Here is a 14,908-nt window from a genome sequence, read left to right as displayed (position 1 = left end):
TAAAAGTCAACAGATATTCAAGAATTTTATTTTAATATACAAGCCTTCTTGTTTGTTGGACTGAAATTACTTTGATACTATTGGTTTAACAACAGTATTATTAGGAGGAAACAACATGAAAATAATCTCAACGTTTCAACTAGAAGAAGATGTTTCTAAAAAGATCAATGATCTTGAAATTGAAAATCAACTGATCAAAAAACACTTGACTGTATATACAAAAGAAGATCAAGTTCAGTCTCTAAGTAAAGATTTAGAAGTCAAAGTAGAAGGTATCGTTGAAAATGAAGTGTCAGTTGCCAATGCATCGGATACTTATGAATTAAATGATTCAGATGCAACATTATTTGCAGACACGATTCAACGTGGGGGATATGTGATCCTTCAAGATGATTCGAATAAGAAAACAAAAAGTCATAATGACAAAAAAGAGCCTGCTAGAGAAGATGAAGACGAAAAAGGCGATTTTGAAAAAGCAATCGATGATCATCTTTCAGCACCTGGTTTCGGAGTCGATTTCAAAGAGCCAGGAACAGATGCTGAAACACATGAGGATAACTTCAATCCTGACAATCATAGCCAAGATTTGAAACCAGAAAACTAATACCAGCTCTTTTCGATCTGAATGAGAAATAATTTTCGAAGAAGTGTTTAACATAGTATTAGAAAAGAAGGATCCAACTGCGGGTTCTTCTTTTTCTATTTCAGTAAAAGAGGTGAAGGACTAGTATGAAAGTCGATAAAGGAGACTGGCTAAAAATTCCTAATCTATTATCTTATTTTAGAGTTTTACTTATTCCAATATTTAGCTATATTTATTTAACGGCTACTACGATTGAAGATTATATGATTGCAGCGGGAATTTTGTTCGTATCTGGTTTAACAGATGCTTTAGATGGATATATTGCACGTAATTTTAATCAAGGAACGCAACTTGGAAAACTTATAGATCCAGTTGCGGATAAACTCACTCAGTTGGCTGTAGCAACTATGTTGTTTATAAAATGGCCGATTGTATTGTACTTACTTTTATTATTTATCATCAAGGAATTCAGTATATTCTTAATAAGTTATCTACTATTCAAAAAGAGAAAAATCATAGATGGAGCAAAGTGGTTTGGAAAAATTGGTACAATTGTTTTCTATGGTTGTATGTTCATACTGGTTATTATGCCGGAAATGGCAGAAAGAAACGTTATCGTACTGATTCTACTAACCAGTATTTTCCAGATTGTTGCTTTTGTAGGATATATGAATCTATTTTTCAATATGTATAAAGAGGTGCAATAAAAACTATTCAGGGGTTTACTTTTATATCTTTCCAAATGAATGATATAATGTAGGCGTTTAAAAGAGGAGGAATTTTATTGTTAAAGATTGGTATAGTGACAGGAACGATCAGAGAAAACCGTGTGAACTTGGACGTTGCAAGATGGGTTAAACAAGTAGCTATTCAAAAAGATGTAGCGGAATTCGAGATTGTAGATATTAAAGACTATGACTTACCTGTATTTGCAGAACCAACATCTCCGGCTTTTACAGATGAATTAGTCGAGCGTGAAAAGCAACTTCCATGGTCTAGGAAAATGGAAGAAAAAGATGGCTATATTTTTATCACTCCAGAATATAATCATGGCATTCCGAGTGCTTTGAAAAATGCACTGGACTTTCTATATGAAGAGTTAAATGACAAAGCAGCTGGAATTGTGAGTTATGGATCCTCCGGTGGGGTTCGCTCGGCAGAACAATTAAGAACAGTTTTGTCAGAATTCCAAGTAGCGCATGTTCGGACTAATCCAACTTTATCTATTTTCTACGATTTCGACTATCCGAAACTCAATCCTACCGAAGCACAAACAAAAACAGTAGAAACGATGATTGAACAATTGTTACCTTGGACAGAAGCTATGAGAGGCGTTCGAGATAAGAAAAGATCATAATTTTAAAAAGCATAAACTAAAAATGAATTAAGAGTTGTGAAATAATACGAATTCATATATTATTAAGAATAAACAAGTAGGTGATCATATGACAAGAAATGAAGACTCGTTAAAAGCTTTAACAACTATTTTAAGAGCTGCATCAAGTGTTGAAAGAGTCGTGAAAGAAGACATGGTATCTTATGGTTTGAACGCAACTGAATTTACCGTTATGGAATATTTATATAATCGAGGTAAACAGCCGATTCAAATGATTGGGAAGAAGATTTTATTGGCTTCAAGTAGTATCACTTATGTTATTGACAGACTTGAAGAAAAAGGACTTGTACAACGAGTCGCCGATGTGAAAGATAGAAGAGTCACTTTTGCTGAATTAACAGATAAAGGTCACCAGAAAATGACAGAGATTTTCCCCCAGCATGCTGAGACAATTGAAAAATTATTCAAAGAACTATCTGATAGTGATCTAAACAAGTTGAGAGCGCTACTTAAAGAAGTAGGATATAAAGCAGCTAAATTAATTAAATAAGTAGTGAGAGGACTAAATTCATGTCTATACATTCATTCAAACACATTTATAACGAACCTTTAATGGGCAACAAAACCATTTTCTTACTTTTACACGGTACTGGTGGAGACGAGAACGATCTAGTTCAAATTGCAAAACTCGTTGATCCTCAAGCGGGCATTTTGAGTCTTAGAGGAAATATTGACGAAAATGGTATGAACCGTTTCTTTGAAAGAAAAGCCATGGGCATTTTAGATGAAGATAGCTTGAAAGAAGAAACCATTAAGATGTATGATTTTTTAAATGCTGCTTCAGAAGAATATTCTTTTAATAAACAACAACTAGTCGTACTAGGTTATTCTAATGGTGCGAATATTGCTGGAAGTTTACTTTTTCACTATAAGGATGCTTTCTATCAAGGGATGTTGCTTCATCCGATGGTGCCATTGAGATCCGTTCAGTTACCAGATTTGTCAAACCAAAGAATTTTTATTGGAGCTGGTGAAAATGACCCGATTTGTCCCCCAGAAGAAACAAAAGAGCTTGAGCAATTATTGAAACAAGCGAACGCAAGTGTTCAAATGTATTGGGGAAGAGATGGACATAGTCTTTCTAATGCAGAGCTTGAAGCAGCTTCAATGTGGTATGAAAATCTGTAAGGCGTCTTAGAACAGCAGATTCGAACCTTAGAATGACATTGATCGATTAAATGACAAATTTATGTTATAATAGATTAGAAACATTTAATATAGATCTGAAATTCTAAGACTAAGGAGATTTTTATGGCTAAAGAAAAAATTACCGATGAAGTTCAAGTTTTAGTTGAAACCGAACTTCGAAAAGGTGCCAGCAACTCCCGAATTGCTAATTTACTGGATTTGCCTTATAAAGAAGCTGTCGAGATTATTGAATCGATAAAAGAAGATCTGAGACCGGATATTGGTGACGAAATCGTCTTTTTCTTTAGAGATGAGCCAATGGAAGGTGTCATCGAAAAGTTGCTTATGAATAGCGCAATCGTTAAAATCAACTGGGATCAGTCAGCAGAAAGAATGCATGATTTGATGGAAGAAAAAACAGTTGTAAACTTCAAGGATATTGAAGGATTTAAAAAGCAAGTAAGCGACGAAGCAGAAGATTTAGATTAAACAGTGCAATCAAATAACTTGAAGACCTACTCATATTGAGTTGGTTTTCAAGTTATTTTTTTTTGCTAAATTAAAATATTCTTATTTTGAATTTTAATAAAGCATGATACTATGCGGTGTATGTAAGCTGATCTTAAGAAATAAATTTTTTCTTGACACTAATTCAAATGTATATTATATTTTGATAGTCAAATAATTTGATAATCAAAGTATATTGACTGAGTGAAGAAATGGAGGAGTTGGTGTGGATTCATTAGTTAATGAAATCAATAAATATCTTGTTACGATATTCAATGATGTATTGATGATTGAAGAGAAAACACTACAATCCAGTAGGTTTAAAGATGTTTCTATCAAAGAAATGCACACGATTGAAGCAATTGGGATGTACGACCAACTTACGACCAGTGAAGTAGCGAAAAAATTGGGCGTAACAGCTGGGACATTAACGGTTTCGGTCAATAACTTAGTGCGTAAAAATTACGTAGAAAGAGTACGTACTGATCACGATAGAAGAGTTGTAAAACTATCTCTTAGCCCTACAGGACGTTTGCTGTATAGACTTCATGATAAATTTCATAGGGATATGGTCAAGGAAACTATTGCAGAGATGGACAAGGATCAATCAGAAATTCTAATGCTAGGCTTGAAAAATCTACACGATTTCTTAGAGCATACAAAGGAGCAGTTACCGAAGTGAGTAATCAAGCGAAAGTTAAAATTTGTTCAGTTGGAAAATATATTCCTGAAAAGGTTCTTACAAATGAGGATCTGACAGAATGGTTAGATACTTCTGACGAATGGATTAGTTCACGTACAGGTATAAAGCAAAGACATATCAGCACGATTGAAAATACTTCTGATTTAGGCACGAGAGCTGCTGAAAATGCACTAGCTAATAGTGACATAGATGTCAGTGAAATTGGATTGATTATTGTCGCAACAATGTCACCTGATTCACAGTCACCGTCAGTAGCGTGTAAGATACAAGCAAATATTCAGGCAACGAATGCAATAGCATTTGACTTGAACGCTGCTTGTTCTGGGTTTGTGTATGCTAGTTCGGTTGCTGAAAAAATGTTGTCTGTTAGTTCCTATCGTTATGCACTAGTAATTGGTGCAGAAGTCATGTCTAAAGTAGTAGATTGGTCAGATCGATCCACAGCAGTGCTTTTCGGAGATGGAGCAGGAGCTATGTTACTTGAAAGAAACGATCATACTCAAAGCTTTATCAATGAAGACATTCATGCTGACGGATCTAGAGGAAGCGCGCTTACCTCTGGAGAAAGTTCGGTCCAGAATCCGCTGACTCCTGAAAAAGAAACGAATGCTCACCTGAAAATGAGCGGACGAGATATTTTCGACTTTGTTGTCAGATCTGTTCCAAAGAACATTAGTGAGGTCGTAGAAAAAAGTAAACTTCAGCTTGAAGACGTTGATTACTTTATATTACATCAGGCTAATGCTCGATTGATCAAAGCGGTGTCTAAAAAGTTAAAACAACCATTAGACAAGTTTCCTCAAAATATTCAGCATTATGGAAATACATCGGCGGCTAGTATTCCGATATTATTGGAAGAATTAATAGAAAATGGAGACATCCAACTCGGAAATAATCAAACTATCGTGCTAACTGGCTTTGGTGGCGGGTTAGCATGGGGATCACTGTTAATCAAACTATAAAAAAATTTGGAGGAACAAAAAATGTCAACTTTCGAAACTATTCAAGAAATCATCGTGGATCAATTAGATAAAGAAAAAGAAGAAGTACAATTAAACACAAACTTCCGTGAGGAATTAGAAGCAGACAGCTTAGACTTATTCCAAATCATCAACGATATTGAAGATGAATTTGATATCAAAATTGAAACTGAAGAAGGATTAAACACTGTTCAAGATATCGTTAAATATGTAGATGAGCAACTAGCTTAATTAATATTTAGAAGGGAGCTCCTATATGAGTCAGGCACTAATGGAAAAAATTGGAATTAACTATCCTATTATTCAAGGAGCAATGTCATGGGTAGGAACACCTAGCTTAGCGGCTGGTGTCTCCAATGCTGGTGGATTAGGCATGATAGGGGCTGGTCATGAGCCGGGAGAATTCGTACGCAAACTGATCCGTGAAACTAAAGAAATGACAGATAAACCTTTTGGAGTGAACGTTCTTCTTCTATCGCCTTATGTTGATGAAGTGGTTGAAGTGGTTTGCCAAGAAAAAGTTAAAGTTATTTCTACAGGTGCGGGAAGTCCGGGTAAATACATGAAGAAGTTCAAAGAAGCTGGTATCGTGGTCATTCCTGTTGTCGCTTCGGTTGCTCTTGCAAAACGAATGCAAAATGACGGCGCAGACGCAATTATCTGCGAAGGAATGGAGGCCGGTGGACATATCGGTAAATCTACAACTATGACACTTGTTCCTCAAGTGGTTGATGCAGTTTCGATTCCTGTAATCGCTGCAGGTGGTATTGCAGACGGAAGAGGTGTTGCAGCTGCCATCATGTTAGGAGCTTCAGCTGTACAGCTAGGTACTAGGTTTGTTGTAGCTACTGAAAGCATCGCCCATGAGAACTTCAAGAAAAGAGTCATAAAGGCTAGAGATATTGACACCGTTGTTACGGGCCTAATTACCGGACACCCAGTTCGAGTGTTAAGAAATAAACTAACACGAGAGTATCTGCAAGTTGAAAAAGAAATCACAAGTGACGAAAATCCAGATTTTTCTAGGCTAGAAGAATTAGGAAAAGGCGCACTGAGACGAGCAGTTGTTGAAGGGGATAAGGATACAGGTTCATTTATGGCAGGACAGAGTGCTGGACTAGTTAATAAAGAACAATCGTGTAAAGAAATTGTAGAAGAACTCATGCAAGAATACAAAGAGTTAACCTCTAATCCAGTAGTATTTGCATAAAAAAAGGCCATCTATACTTTGAAAAAATCAAAGTATAGCGGTCTTTTGATTATAAGGGGAATGTAAATTGTACATAAGCGCTAATCATCGCTTTCTTATTTTTGACATTCCCTTGAAATAATCAACAAAAGAACGATAAAGCTTTGTAGTAGAAAGGATATCTATAATATGTCTACAGCATTTTTATTTAGCGGGCAAGGCGCTCAATACGATGGTATGGGTAAAGAATTATATGATCAATATGGAAGTGTAAAGCAAACGTTTGATAAGGCAAGTGAAGCACTTTCGATAGATATAGCTGAATTAGCTTTTAATCAGAATGAGAAATTACATTGGACACCATTGACGCAGCCAGCCATTTTAACGTTAAGTCATGCGATTGAACAATTGATGCAAGAAGCCGGAATCAAACCCGATATGGTAGCTGGATTGAGTTTAGGTGAGTATACTGCACTGGTTTCCTCAGAGGTTTTTACATTTGAAGATGCAGTAAAGCTTGTTCATAAAAGAGGACAGTTTATGGACGAAGCCGTCCCAGAAGGTGTAGGCGCAATGGCCGCAGTTATGGGATTAGAATCTGAAGTCGTTGAAAAAATATGTGACGAGATCAGTGAGACGCATTATGTGCAAGTAGCAAATTATAATATGCCAGGTCAAATTGTTGTAGCTGGAATACAAGCTGGTGTCACTCAAGCCATTAAAGAGCTTGAAGAGGCAGGTGCTAAAAAAGTGATTCCGCTTAACGTAAGTGGCCCTTTCCACACAAAATTACTTGAGCCCGCAGCGAAAAATTTGGAAGTAGAGCTAAAAAATATTAGAACAAAAGAATGTCTCTATCCTGTATACAGCAATACGAATGCGAGAGCTTATGAAAATATAGACGAAGTTATACCGACACTAGTTCAACAAGTAATGTCTCCTGTAAGGTTTGAACAGATGATTCGTCAGATGATCAAAGACGGAGCGGATACTTTTGTAGAATTAGGACCGGGCAAAACGTTGAAAACATTTGTTAAAAAAATAGACCGTAGTGTTTCTGTTATGAATGTAGAGAATGACAAGCAATTGCATAAAGCAATTGAAGCGCTTGCGCATACCAATTAAATAATTAGAGGTGAAAAAGTGGTAGATAAGATTAAAACGGTTATCGTTACAGGAAGTTCACGAGGCATTGGAAAAGCTATTGCTTATGCTTTTGCTAAAGAAGGCCACAATATTGTATTGAACGGTCGTAAAGAAATTTCAGAAGAACAAATTTCTGAGTTAAGTGCATTCGGTGGAGAGATTTTCGCTTGTGCTGGAGACATCAGTGATCCAGAGTTTGCAACAAAGTTAATAAAGGATACGAAGAAAAAATTTGGTAGTGTGGATGTTTTAGTGAATAATGCTGGGATCACGAGAGACAATCTACTATTAAGAATGACCGAAGAAGAGTTCGATCAGACGATTGATATCAACTTAAAAGGTACATTCTATACAACCAAAGCGGCTTCAAGGTTTATGCTTAAGCAAAAAAGCGGAAGCATTATCAATCTAGCGAGTGTTGTTGGACAAACAGGGAATGCTGGACAAGCCAATTATGCTGCAAGTAAAGCTGGAATCATTGGTTTCACTAAATCTGTGGCTAGAGAATTAGCTCCAAGAGGGATTACAGTAAATGCAATCGCTCCAGGATTTGTCGAATCTGATATGACAGATGTATTAGCAGACACAGTCAAAGATACCATTATGACTCAAATCCCATTACAAAGATTGGGTCAACCGGAAGAAGTGGCAGAAGCTGCTTTGTTCTTAAGTAAACAAAACTATATTACCGGGCAAGTCATTAATGTTGATGGCGGAATGGTAATGAACGGATAATTAGGAGGATATTAAAATGCGTAGAGTAGTTATAACTGGCCTAGGAGCCGTGACACCTTTAGGAAATAATGCAAATGATTTTTGGGATGGGTTAAAGACAGGTAAAAACGGAATTGGTCCATTAACTAAATTTGATGGAACGCCTATTAATGTTCATGTAGCAGGAGAAGTTAAAGATTTTGTTGCAAAAGAGAGAATGGATGGCAAACTTGCTAAAAGAATGGATGTATTTTCTCAGTATGGTGTTGTAGCAGCGCTTGAAGCTATGGAAGATTCTAAGTTAGACGTTGATTCTATTGATGCAAGTCGTCTTGGTGTAATGGTAGGATCTGGTATCGGTGGATTAAACGCGATGCAAAGTCAAATCATTAAAATGCATGAAAAAGGTTTAGACCGTGTAGCACCTTTCTTCGTACCGATGGCGATTGGTAACATGGTAGCAGGAAATATTTCAATTGCTACTGGTGCCAAAGGACCAAACTTATCCATTGTTACAGCATGTGCTTCTGGTAACAACTCTATTGGCGAAGCCTTTAGAAATATCAAACATGGCTACGCAGATTATATGCTTGCGGGTGGTGCTGAAGCAAGTATCAACGAAATCGGAATGTCAGGGTTTGCTGCCTTAACTGCCTTATCAAATGCTGAAGATCCAGATAGAGCTTCAATGCCATTTGATAAAGATCGTCAAGGCTTTGTTATGGGTGAAGGTGCTGCGGTACTCTTGCTTGAAAGTCTAGAGAGCGCTCAAGAACGTGGCGCAAAAATCTATGCTGAAATCGTAGGTTATGGTGCAACTGGAGATAGTTATCACATGACTGCTCCGACACCAACTGGTGAAGGCGCTGCTAATGCGATGATTCAAGCAATGAAAGAAGCCAATATTGAGCCTGCTCAAGTAGGATATATCAATGCTCACGGAACATCTACCCCTGCAAATGATTCTTCTGAAACAGTAGCACTCAAGAGAGCTCTTGGAGAAGAAGTAGCATACAATGTACCGATTTCAAGTACAAAAGGTAGTACAGGTCACCTTTTAGGTGGAGCAGGAGCCATTGAAGCAGTAGCTTGTATTAAAGCATTGCAAGAAGGTATCCTTCCTCCAACAATCGGTCTTGAAACAGCAGATGAAGATTGTGATCTAGATTATATTCCCAAAGAAGCAAGACAAAAAGAAATCATGTATGCTTTAAATAACTCATTAGGCTTCGGAGGGCATAATGCAGTTACTTGTTTCAAAAAATGGGAGGATGCTTAACACATGGACTTTGGACAAATCAAGGAACTTATTGAAAAAATAGATGCTTCAAGTTTGAAAATCTTTGAATTATCGAATGAAGCGGTATCCATCAAAATGAGTAAGAATGATACAGCAGCTGTTTCTAATGAAGCGCCGCGACCATCAGAAGTTGTTGCGCCTAAACCAGTGAGCAACGCTTCAAACGCGACTGACATGGTTTCGACAGTCAAAGAAGAAGTTACACCAGTCAGTGAAGATTTAGAAGGCGTTCATGAAGTGACAGCCCCTATCGTGGGAACTTCCTATCTTGCTTCTTCTCCAGACAAGCCTGCTTTTGTTAAGGCTGGAGATGTTATCGAAAAAGGTCAGCCTTTAGTCATTATTGAAGCAATGAAAGTCATGAATGAAATTAAAAGTGATGTCAGTGGGACAGTCCACAAAGTATTAGTTGAAGATGGTCAGCCAATCGAATTTGGGCAACCGCTCGTTCAAATTAAAGACGTAAAATAAACACAATTATGTAAAAAAACAATCCAAACTAACTATTCGAGGAGCATTTAAAAATGACTACTATGAACATCAAAGAAATCCAAGAACTAATTCCAAACCGTTATCCAATTTACTTTATTGATAAAGTAACTGAAATGATTCCTGGTGAACACGTTACAGCGATCAAAAATGTTACAATCAATGAAGAATTTTTCCAAGGACATTTCCCTGGCGAACCTGTAATGCCAGGTGTCTTAATTGTTGAGAGTCTAGCTCAAGCTGGATCGATTCCTTTACTGAAATTGGATCAATTCAAAGGGCAAACAGCGTATTTAGGTGGACTAAACAAAGTTAAATTTAGAAAAAAAGTTGTTCCAGGTGATATTTTGGAATTAAAAGTAGACATCGTTAAGCTTAAAGAATATGCTGGTATCGGAAAAGGTGTCGCATATGTTGATGGGAAAAAAGTTTGTGAAGTTGAAATGACGTTCATTATTGGCCGTTAAAAACTTTGTTTTAAAACACCTTACAATCTATTCTATATAGATTTACAATTTTGATTTTAAGGAAGGTCATATAATGTTTCAAAAGATATTGATTGCCAATCGAGGAGAAATAGCCGTTCGAATTATCAGAGCCTGTCAAGAAATGGGTATTCAAACAGTTGCTGTTTATTCAGAAGCAGATGAAGATGCACTACACATGCAACTTGCGGATGAAGCAGTTTGTATCGGACCAGCTAAAGCAAGCGACTCTTACTTGAATATGCAAAATATTTTAAGTGCTGCTGTGATTACTGGAGCACAAGCCATTCACCCAGGGTTTGGATTTCTTTCTGAAAATAGTACCTTCGCTGCAATGTGTGAAGAGGTCAATATTGTTTTTATTGGCCCTGATAAAGAAACCATCGATCAGATGGGGAACAAGGCAAATGCGCGTGAAATGATGCGTAAAGCAAATGTACCGATCGTACCTGGTAGTGATGGTTTCTTAGTCACTGATGAAGAAGTGCTTGAAACAGCAGAAAAGATTGGATATCCTGTTATCGTAAAAGCGGTAGCTGGCGGTGGCGGAAAAGGTATGCGCGTTGTTGAATCCGAAGCACAATTGATTCAAGCATTCAATCATGCTAAATCCGAAGCGAAAGCTGCCTTTGGTGATGACCGTATGTATATGGAAAAAATCATTTCTCCTGCTAAACATATTGAGATTCAGTTACTTGGTGACCATCATGGTCATGTAATTCACATTGGTGAAAGAGATTGTTCCATGCAACGTAACCACCAGAAAATTCTTGAAGAAGCACCTTCTCATGTACTGTCAGAAGAACAAAGAGAAGAAATTGGCGCTGCGGCAGTAAGAGCTGCTGAATACGTAGGGTACAAAAATGCTGGAACAGTAGAGTTTTTAATGGATGATAACGGAGCTTTTTATTTCATGGAAATGAATACTAGAATCCAAGTAGAACACCCGATTACCGAAATGATCTCAAATTTCGATATCGTTCAAGAACAGATAAAAATAGCGAATAACGAACCTTTGTCAATAGATCAAAATACACTTCAGTTAAGTGGTCATGCACTAGAGTGCCGAATCAACGCTGAAAATCCTGCTTTCAACTTTGCACCCTCACCAGGGGTTATAAGCTACTTGAATCTCCCTTCTGGAGGAAATGGGTTAAGAGTTGACACTGCATTATTTGCTGGTGGAGAGATTCCACCTTATTATGATGCTATGATTGCTAAAGTCATTACGCACGGTAAGACGAGAGAAATTGCCATTGCTAAGATGAAAAGAGCGTTAAAAGAAATGATCGTCGAGGGGATACAGACCAATTTACAATTCCAGCTTGATCTGCTTGATGACGAAACATTTTTAAGTGGTAAGTATGATACAGAGTATCTTGAGAAAAGTTTTATTCCTAAATGGCAGAATGAGTTAGAGGAGGGATAAGTATGCGCCTTTTTAAAAAGCGTCCTTACATTTCTATACAAAAAGCAACACAGGACTCTGAAAGAGCGCCTTTTGTTCCTGATGGTATGTTCGTCAAATGTCCTAACTGCAAACAATCCATCTATTCAAAGGATTTAGGAAACGAAAGAATTTGTCCTAACTGTCAGTATGCTTTTAGAATCAGTGCGCAGGAGCGAGTAAACCTGACAATTGATGAAGGTACTTTTGTGGAGTGGGATGAAGATGTCGTATCGACAGATCCACTTAATTTCCCAGGTTATGATGAAAAACTGAAGAAAGCTCAAATCAATTCAGGATTAAGAGAAGCGATTTTGACTGGCGAGGCTAAAATCAGTGATCATAAATTAGCAATCGGTATTATGGATTCTAATTTTATTATGGGAAGCATGGGTCAGGCTGTTGGTGAGAAAGTCACACGTTTGTTTGAAAAAGCAACAAAAGAACAGTTACCTGTCGTTTTGTTTACGGCATCAGGTGGAGCTAGAATGCAAGAAGGAATTTTATCTCTGATGCAAATGGCTAAAACGAGTGCTGCAGTTAAGAATCATTCAGATAAAGGATTGTTGTACTTAACTGTGCTAACAGATCCAACAACAGGTGGCGTAACAGCTAGTTTTGCAATGCAAGGTGACATTATTCTAGCTGAACCAGGCGCTTTGATTGGTTTTGCTGGTAGAAGAGTGATTGAGCAGACAATTAAAGAGTCTGTGCCTGATGACTTTCAATCAGCTGAGAAAGTGCTGGAAAATGGATTTGTCGATCATATTGTACCGCGTAAAGAGCTAAGAGATATGATTGGTAAACTATTGAACATGCATTTACCTTTAACTCGTTGAACGTAGTTTTTGTAAACGATCGATTCGAGTGCAAGAGAGTATATATTTAAGAAAAAGAGGTGGTCACATGGCAGAGGCAATAGATATCGTATCCATTGCTAGACAAACAGACCGCATCACTACGACTGAATTGATTGAAGCGATATTTGACGACTTTGTAGAACTTCATGGGGATCGCTCCTATAAAGATGATACTGCAATCGTTGGTGGGATCGGGATGTTAAACGGACAACCCGTAACGGTTATCGGTAATCAAAAAGGTCACGATCTTGAAGAAAATATGAAAAGAAACTTCGGTTCTCCACATCCTGAGGGGTATAGAAAATCTCTTAGACTGATGAAACAAGCTGAGAAGTTTAATAGACCGATAGTGACATTCGTCAATACTTCAGGAGCATACTGTGGTGTAGAAGCTGAAGAAAGAGGTCAAGGCGAAGCGCTAGCTAGAAATCTTCTTGAAATGAGTAATCTTTCAGTACCTATTTTATCGGTTATTATCGGTGAAGGTGGTAGTGGTGGTGCACTCGCTTTAGCAGCTGGAGATCAAGTTTGGATGATGGAATTTTCTATTTATTCTATTTTATCTCCAGAAGGTTTTGCATCAATTCTTTGGAAAGATTCGAAACGTTCTGGTGAGGCAGCTGAAATCATGAAGCTGACTTCATATGATTTACTGGAATTAGGCGTAATTGATCGAATTGTTTATGAAAATGATGATCATGGTAAGATAGAAAGTAGCCACGTATTAGCGTCTATGAAGGAAGATATCATAAAAGAGCTTGCAACGTTATCTAAATTACCAACAGATGAATTGATCCAAAAAAGATATGAACGTTTCAGAAAATTTTAATAAGCGTTCGTTTAAACCGATGAGTATTCAAAACTCATTGGTTTATTTTTTTATTTGAGAAATAGCTTATTCTCATTATAATAAAGGAACAGAAAGAAGGGATAGCCTATTGGTGAGAAAATAGAGTTTCCAAAAAACTATGAGCGGTATCTTTTAAAAGCAGAAAACCATCTAAAACTTAATGAGTTACCTAAAGCATTAGAAGCCATCAGACGGGCATATGAACTAAAAAGAGAAATTGAGGGAAATTTACTGTACGTAACCATTCTGATACAAGCGGAAAAGTATGATGAAGCATATGATATGACAGCAGATTTCGAAGAACAATATACGCAAGACCCCGAGTATGGATCGCTATTTATGTTTCTTCTGATCAAAACTAACCAATTAAATGAAGCTGAAAAGTTTCTTAAACAGTTGAATCAAGTAGATTCTTTAATGGAATCAGAGAGAACGAATTTAAGAGAACAACTGGATGAAGCACTTCTTATTGAGGAAGAAAAAATAAACGTTCGAAAATTAGAAGTACTGAAAAAGCTATACGCCTTTTCAGAATTTACTATAGAGGAACAGCTAAATTTAATTGGAGAGTCTGTAATCATCGAAAACAAAGAATTATCTGGCATTGTGAATAGTTTGTTTGGCAATCCTTTTATAGACGAACACATCAAGGCTTTGTTTTTACAGCGATTGATTCAGAGTAGATACGAAGCGAGCGTCACATTGAATGTATTAGACCATGAAGTCACGGTGAATCCGAATACCATGGAAGAATTTGACCAAAATCCGCTGATTGAAAGCTTGAACTTAGAGCTTGAGAACGTTCTTGAAAAAGATCCTAGCTTAATGATGATGATCAAACCGGAACTTAATCGACATCTTTTAAGGTTATATCCAATGATTGATACAATCGTTGAAGATGTTAAAGGTTGGGTTGATATTTATGTGGACCGTTATGCTTTCGAAGAATCTGTTAAATTTACTGAATCAAACAGATCAGATGAAAAGATCAGAATGAAAAAATGGATTGATGAAATCACTTTTGAAAACACTTGATTTGTGCGGTTTGTATTTACTTTTAGTCTAAACTATTGTATGATAACCTAGTATGCGTAATATGCTAAGTGAATAAGATGTCAAAAAAATTCGAGC

The 14,908-nt window shown here is 37.0% G+C and carries 19 protein-coding genes; all 19 read left to right on the top strand.

The features are described from left to right. The first annotated feature begins 115 nt into the window (after positions 1 to 115). Entirely contained in the window at positions 116 to 604 is a 489-nt protein-coding gene (locus ACFP65_RS11290; protein ID WP_379918666.1) for a hypothetical protein, read from the top strand. 125 nt (positions 605 to 729) lie between these two features. Further along, positions 730 to 1,290, top strand: a complete 561-nt coding sequence (locus tag ACFP65_RS11285) for a CDP-alcohol phosphatidyltransferase family protein (RefSeq protein WP_379918664.1) — start codon at positions 730 to 732, stop codon at positions 1,288 to 1,290. 77 nt (positions 1,291 to 1,367) lie between these two features. After that, a complete protein-coding gene (locus tag ACFP65_RS11280) occupies positions 1,368 to 1,940 on the top strand; it encodes an NADPH-dependent FMN reductase (protein ID WP_379918662.1) in 573 nt (190 codons plus the stop codon). Positions 1,941 to 2,028: 88 nt separating this feature from the next. Further along, the gene (locus ACFP65_RS11275; protein ID WP_379918660.1) at positions 2,029 to 2,469 is read left to right on the top strand and encodes a MarR family winged helix-turn-helix transcriptional regulator; all 441 of its coding nucleotides are present in this window, start codon (positions 2,029 to 2,031) and stop codon (positions 2,467 to 2,469) included. Between the two features lie 20 nt (positions 2,470 to 2,489). Beyond that, complete coding sequence (locus ACFP65_RS11270) at positions 2,490 to 3,107, top strand: alpha/beta hydrolase (RefSeq protein ID WP_379918658.1); 618 nt, start codon at positions 2,490 to 2,492, stop codon at positions 3,105 to 3,107. Between the two features lie 123 nt (positions 3,108 to 3,230). Next, positions 3,231 to 3,596, top strand: a complete 366-nt coding sequence (locus ACFP65_RS11265; RefSeq protein WP_379918657.1) for a DUF2187 domain-containing protein — start codon at positions 3,231 to 3,233, stop codon at positions 3,594 to 3,596. Between the two features lie 244 nt (positions 3,597 to 3,840). Continuing rightward, on the top strand, positions 3,841 to 4,296 hold the full coding sequence (locus ACFP65_RS11260; protein WP_379918655.1) for a MarR family winged helix-turn-helix transcriptional regulator: 456 nt from the start codon (positions 3,841 to 3,843) through the stop codon (positions 4,294 to 4,296). Then, the gene (locus ACFP65_RS11255) at positions 4,293 to 5,279 is read left to right on the top strand and encodes a beta-ketoacyl-ACP synthase III (protein ID WP_379918653.1); all 987 of its coding nucleotides are present in this window, start codon (positions 4,293 to 4,295) and stop codon (positions 5,277 to 5,279) included. Before ACFP65_RS11260 ends, ACFP65_RS11255 begins: the two co-directional genes overlap by 4 nt. Before the next feature lie 21 nt (positions 5,280 to 5,300). Then, entirely contained in the window at positions 5,301 to 5,528 is a 228-nt protein-coding gene (locus tag ACFP65_RS11250) for an acyl carrier protein (RefSeq protein WP_225744172.1), read from the top strand. Between the two features lie 25 nt (positions 5,529 to 5,553). Next, complete coding sequence (gene fabK, locus ACFP65_RS11245) at positions 5,554 to 6,507, top strand: enoyl-[acyl-carrier-protein] reductase FabK (RefSeq protein WP_379918651.1); 954 nt, start codon at positions 5,554 to 5,556, stop codon at positions 6,505 to 6,507. 168 nt (positions 6,508 to 6,675) lie between these two features. Further along, positions 6,676 to 7,611 (top strand): ACP S-malonyltransferase, encoded by a 936-nt coding sequence (gene fabD / locus ACFP65_RS11240; protein WP_379918649.1) that lies wholly within the window; start codon positions 6,676 to 6,678, stop codon positions 7,609 to 7,611. 18 nt (positions 7,612 to 7,629) lie between these two features. Continuing rightward, on the top strand, positions 7,630 to 8,367 hold the full coding sequence (gene fabG, locus ACFP65_RS11235; RefSeq protein ID WP_225744169.1) for a 3-oxoacyl-[acyl-carrier-protein] reductase: 738 nt from the start codon (positions 7,630 to 7,632) through the stop codon (positions 8,365 to 8,367). A gap of 16 nt (positions 8,368 to 8,383) precedes the next feature. Next, positions 8,384 to 9,625, top strand: a complete 1,242-nt coding sequence (gene fabF, locus ACFP65_RS11230; RefSeq protein ID WP_379918646.1) for a beta-ketoacyl-ACP synthase II — start codon at positions 8,384 to 8,386, stop codon at positions 9,623 to 9,625. Between the two features lie 3 nt (positions 9,626 to 9,628). Further along, entirely contained in the window at positions 9,629 to 10,117 is a 489-nt protein-coding gene (accB, locus tag ACFP65_RS11225) for an acetyl-CoA carboxylase biotin carboxyl carrier protein (protein ID WP_379918645.1), read from the top strand. 62 nt (positions 10,118 to 10,179) lie between these two features. Further along, positions 10,180 to 10,602 (top strand): 3-hydroxyacyl-ACP dehydratase FabZ, encoded by a 423-nt coding sequence (fabZ, locus tag ACFP65_RS11220; RefSeq protein ID WP_379918812.1) that lies wholly within the window; start codon positions 10,180 to 10,182, stop codon positions 10,600 to 10,602. A 73-nt stretch (positions 10,603 to 10,675) separates the two neighbouring features. Continuing rightward, positions 10,676 to 12,049, top strand: coding sequence for an acetyl-CoA carboxylase biotin carboxylase subunit (locus ACFP65_RS11215; RefSeq protein WP_379918643.1), 1,374 nt, complete (start codon positions 10,676 to 10,678; stop codon positions 12,047 to 12,049). Between the two features lie 2 nt (positions 12,050 to 12,051). Beyond that, positions 12,052 to 12,906 carry an acetyl-CoA carboxylase, carboxyltransferase subunit beta gene (gene accD / locus ACFP65_RS11210; RefSeq protein WP_379918641.1) on the top strand — a complete coding sequence of 285 codons (855 nt, stop codon included), beginning with the start codon at positions 12,052 to 12,054 and terminating at the stop codon, positions 12,904 to 12,906. A 67-nt stretch (positions 12,907 to 12,973) separates the two neighbouring features. After that, positions 12,974 to 13,756, top strand: coding sequence for an acetyl-CoA carboxylase carboxyl transferase subunit alpha (locus ACFP65_RS11205; protein ID WP_379918640.1), 783 nt, complete (start codon positions 12,974 to 12,976; stop codon positions 13,754 to 13,756). A gap of 303 nt (positions 13,757 to 14,059) precedes the next feature. Next, positions 14,060 to 14,812: a hypothetical protein gene (locus tag ACFP65_RS11200; protein WP_379918638.1), complete on the top strand. Its 753-nt coding sequence runs from the start codon at positions 14,060 to 14,062 to the stop codon at positions 14,810 to 14,812. Positions 14,813 to 14,908: the final 96 nt, after the last annotated feature.

This window comes from Marinilactibacillus sp. GCM10026970 (assembly GCF_042660675.1).
Classification (GTDB): Bacteria; Bacillota; Bacilli; order Lactobacillales; family Carnobacteriaceae_A; genus Marinilactibacillus.
The sequence above is the reverse complement of the archived record's forward strand: the minus strand, read 5'-3'. Positions and strand labels throughout refer to the sequence as shown.

Excerpts from the sequence above, each read along its gene's own strand:
- ACFP65_RS11290 (WP_379918666.1), top strand. The coding sequence starts at position 116 with ATGAAAATAATCTCAACGTTTCAACTAGAAGAAGATGTTTCTAAAAAG.
- ACFP65_RS11285 (WP_379918664.1), top strand. The coding sequence starts at position 730 with ATGAAAGTCGATAAAGGAGACTGGCTAAAAATTCCTAATCTATTATCT.
- ACFP65_RS11275 (WP_379918660.1), top strand. The coding sequence starts at position 2,029 with ATGACAAGAAATGAAGACTCGTTAAAAGCTTTAACAACTATTTTAAGA.
- ACFP65_RS11270 (WP_379918658.1), top strand. The coding sequence starts at position 2,490 with ATGTCTATACATTCATTCAAACACATTTATAACGAACCTTTAATGGGC.
- ACFP65_RS11265 (WP_379918657.1), top strand. The coding sequence starts at position 3,231 with ATGGCTAAAGAAAAAATTACCGATGAAGTTCAAGTTTTAGTTGAAACC.
- ACFP65_RS11250 (WP_225744172.1), top strand. The coding sequence starts at position 5,301 with ATGTCAACTTTCGAAACTATTCAAGAAATCATCGTGGATCAATTAGAT.
- fabK (WP_379918651.1), top strand. The coding sequence starts at position 5,554 with ATGAGTCAGGCACTAATGGAAAAAATTGGAATTAACTATCCTATTATT.
- fabD (WP_379918649.1), top strand. The coding sequence starts at position 6,676 with ATGTCTACAGCATTTTTATTTAGCGGGCAAGGCGCTCAATACGATGGT.
- fabF (WP_379918646.1), top strand. The coding sequence starts at position 8,384 with ATGCGTAGAGTAGTTATAACTGGCCTAGGAGCCGTGACACCTTTAGGA.
- accB (WP_379918645.1), top strand. The coding sequence starts at position 9,629 with ATGGACTTTGGACAAATCAAGGAACTTATTGAAAAAATAGATGCTTCA.
- fabZ (WP_379918812.1), top strand. The coding sequence starts at position 10,180 with ATGAACATCAAAGAAATCCAAGAACTAATTCCAAACCGTTATCCAATT.
- ACFP65_RS11215 (WP_379918643.1), top strand. The coding sequence starts at position 10,676 with ATGTTTCAAAAGATATTGATTGCCAATCGAGGAGAAATAGCCGTTCGA.
- accD (WP_379918641.1), top strand. The coding sequence starts at position 12,052 with ATGCGCCTTTTTAAAAAGCGTCCTTACATTTCTATACAAAAAGCAACA.
- ACFP65_RS11205 (WP_379918640.1), top strand. The coding sequence starts at position 12,974 with ATGGCAGAGGCAATAGATATCGTATCCATTGCTAGACAAACAGACCGC.
- ACFP65_RS11200 (WP_379918638.1), top strand. The coding sequence starts at position 14,060 with ATGACAGCAGATTTCGAAGAACAATATACGCAAGACCCCGAGTATGGA.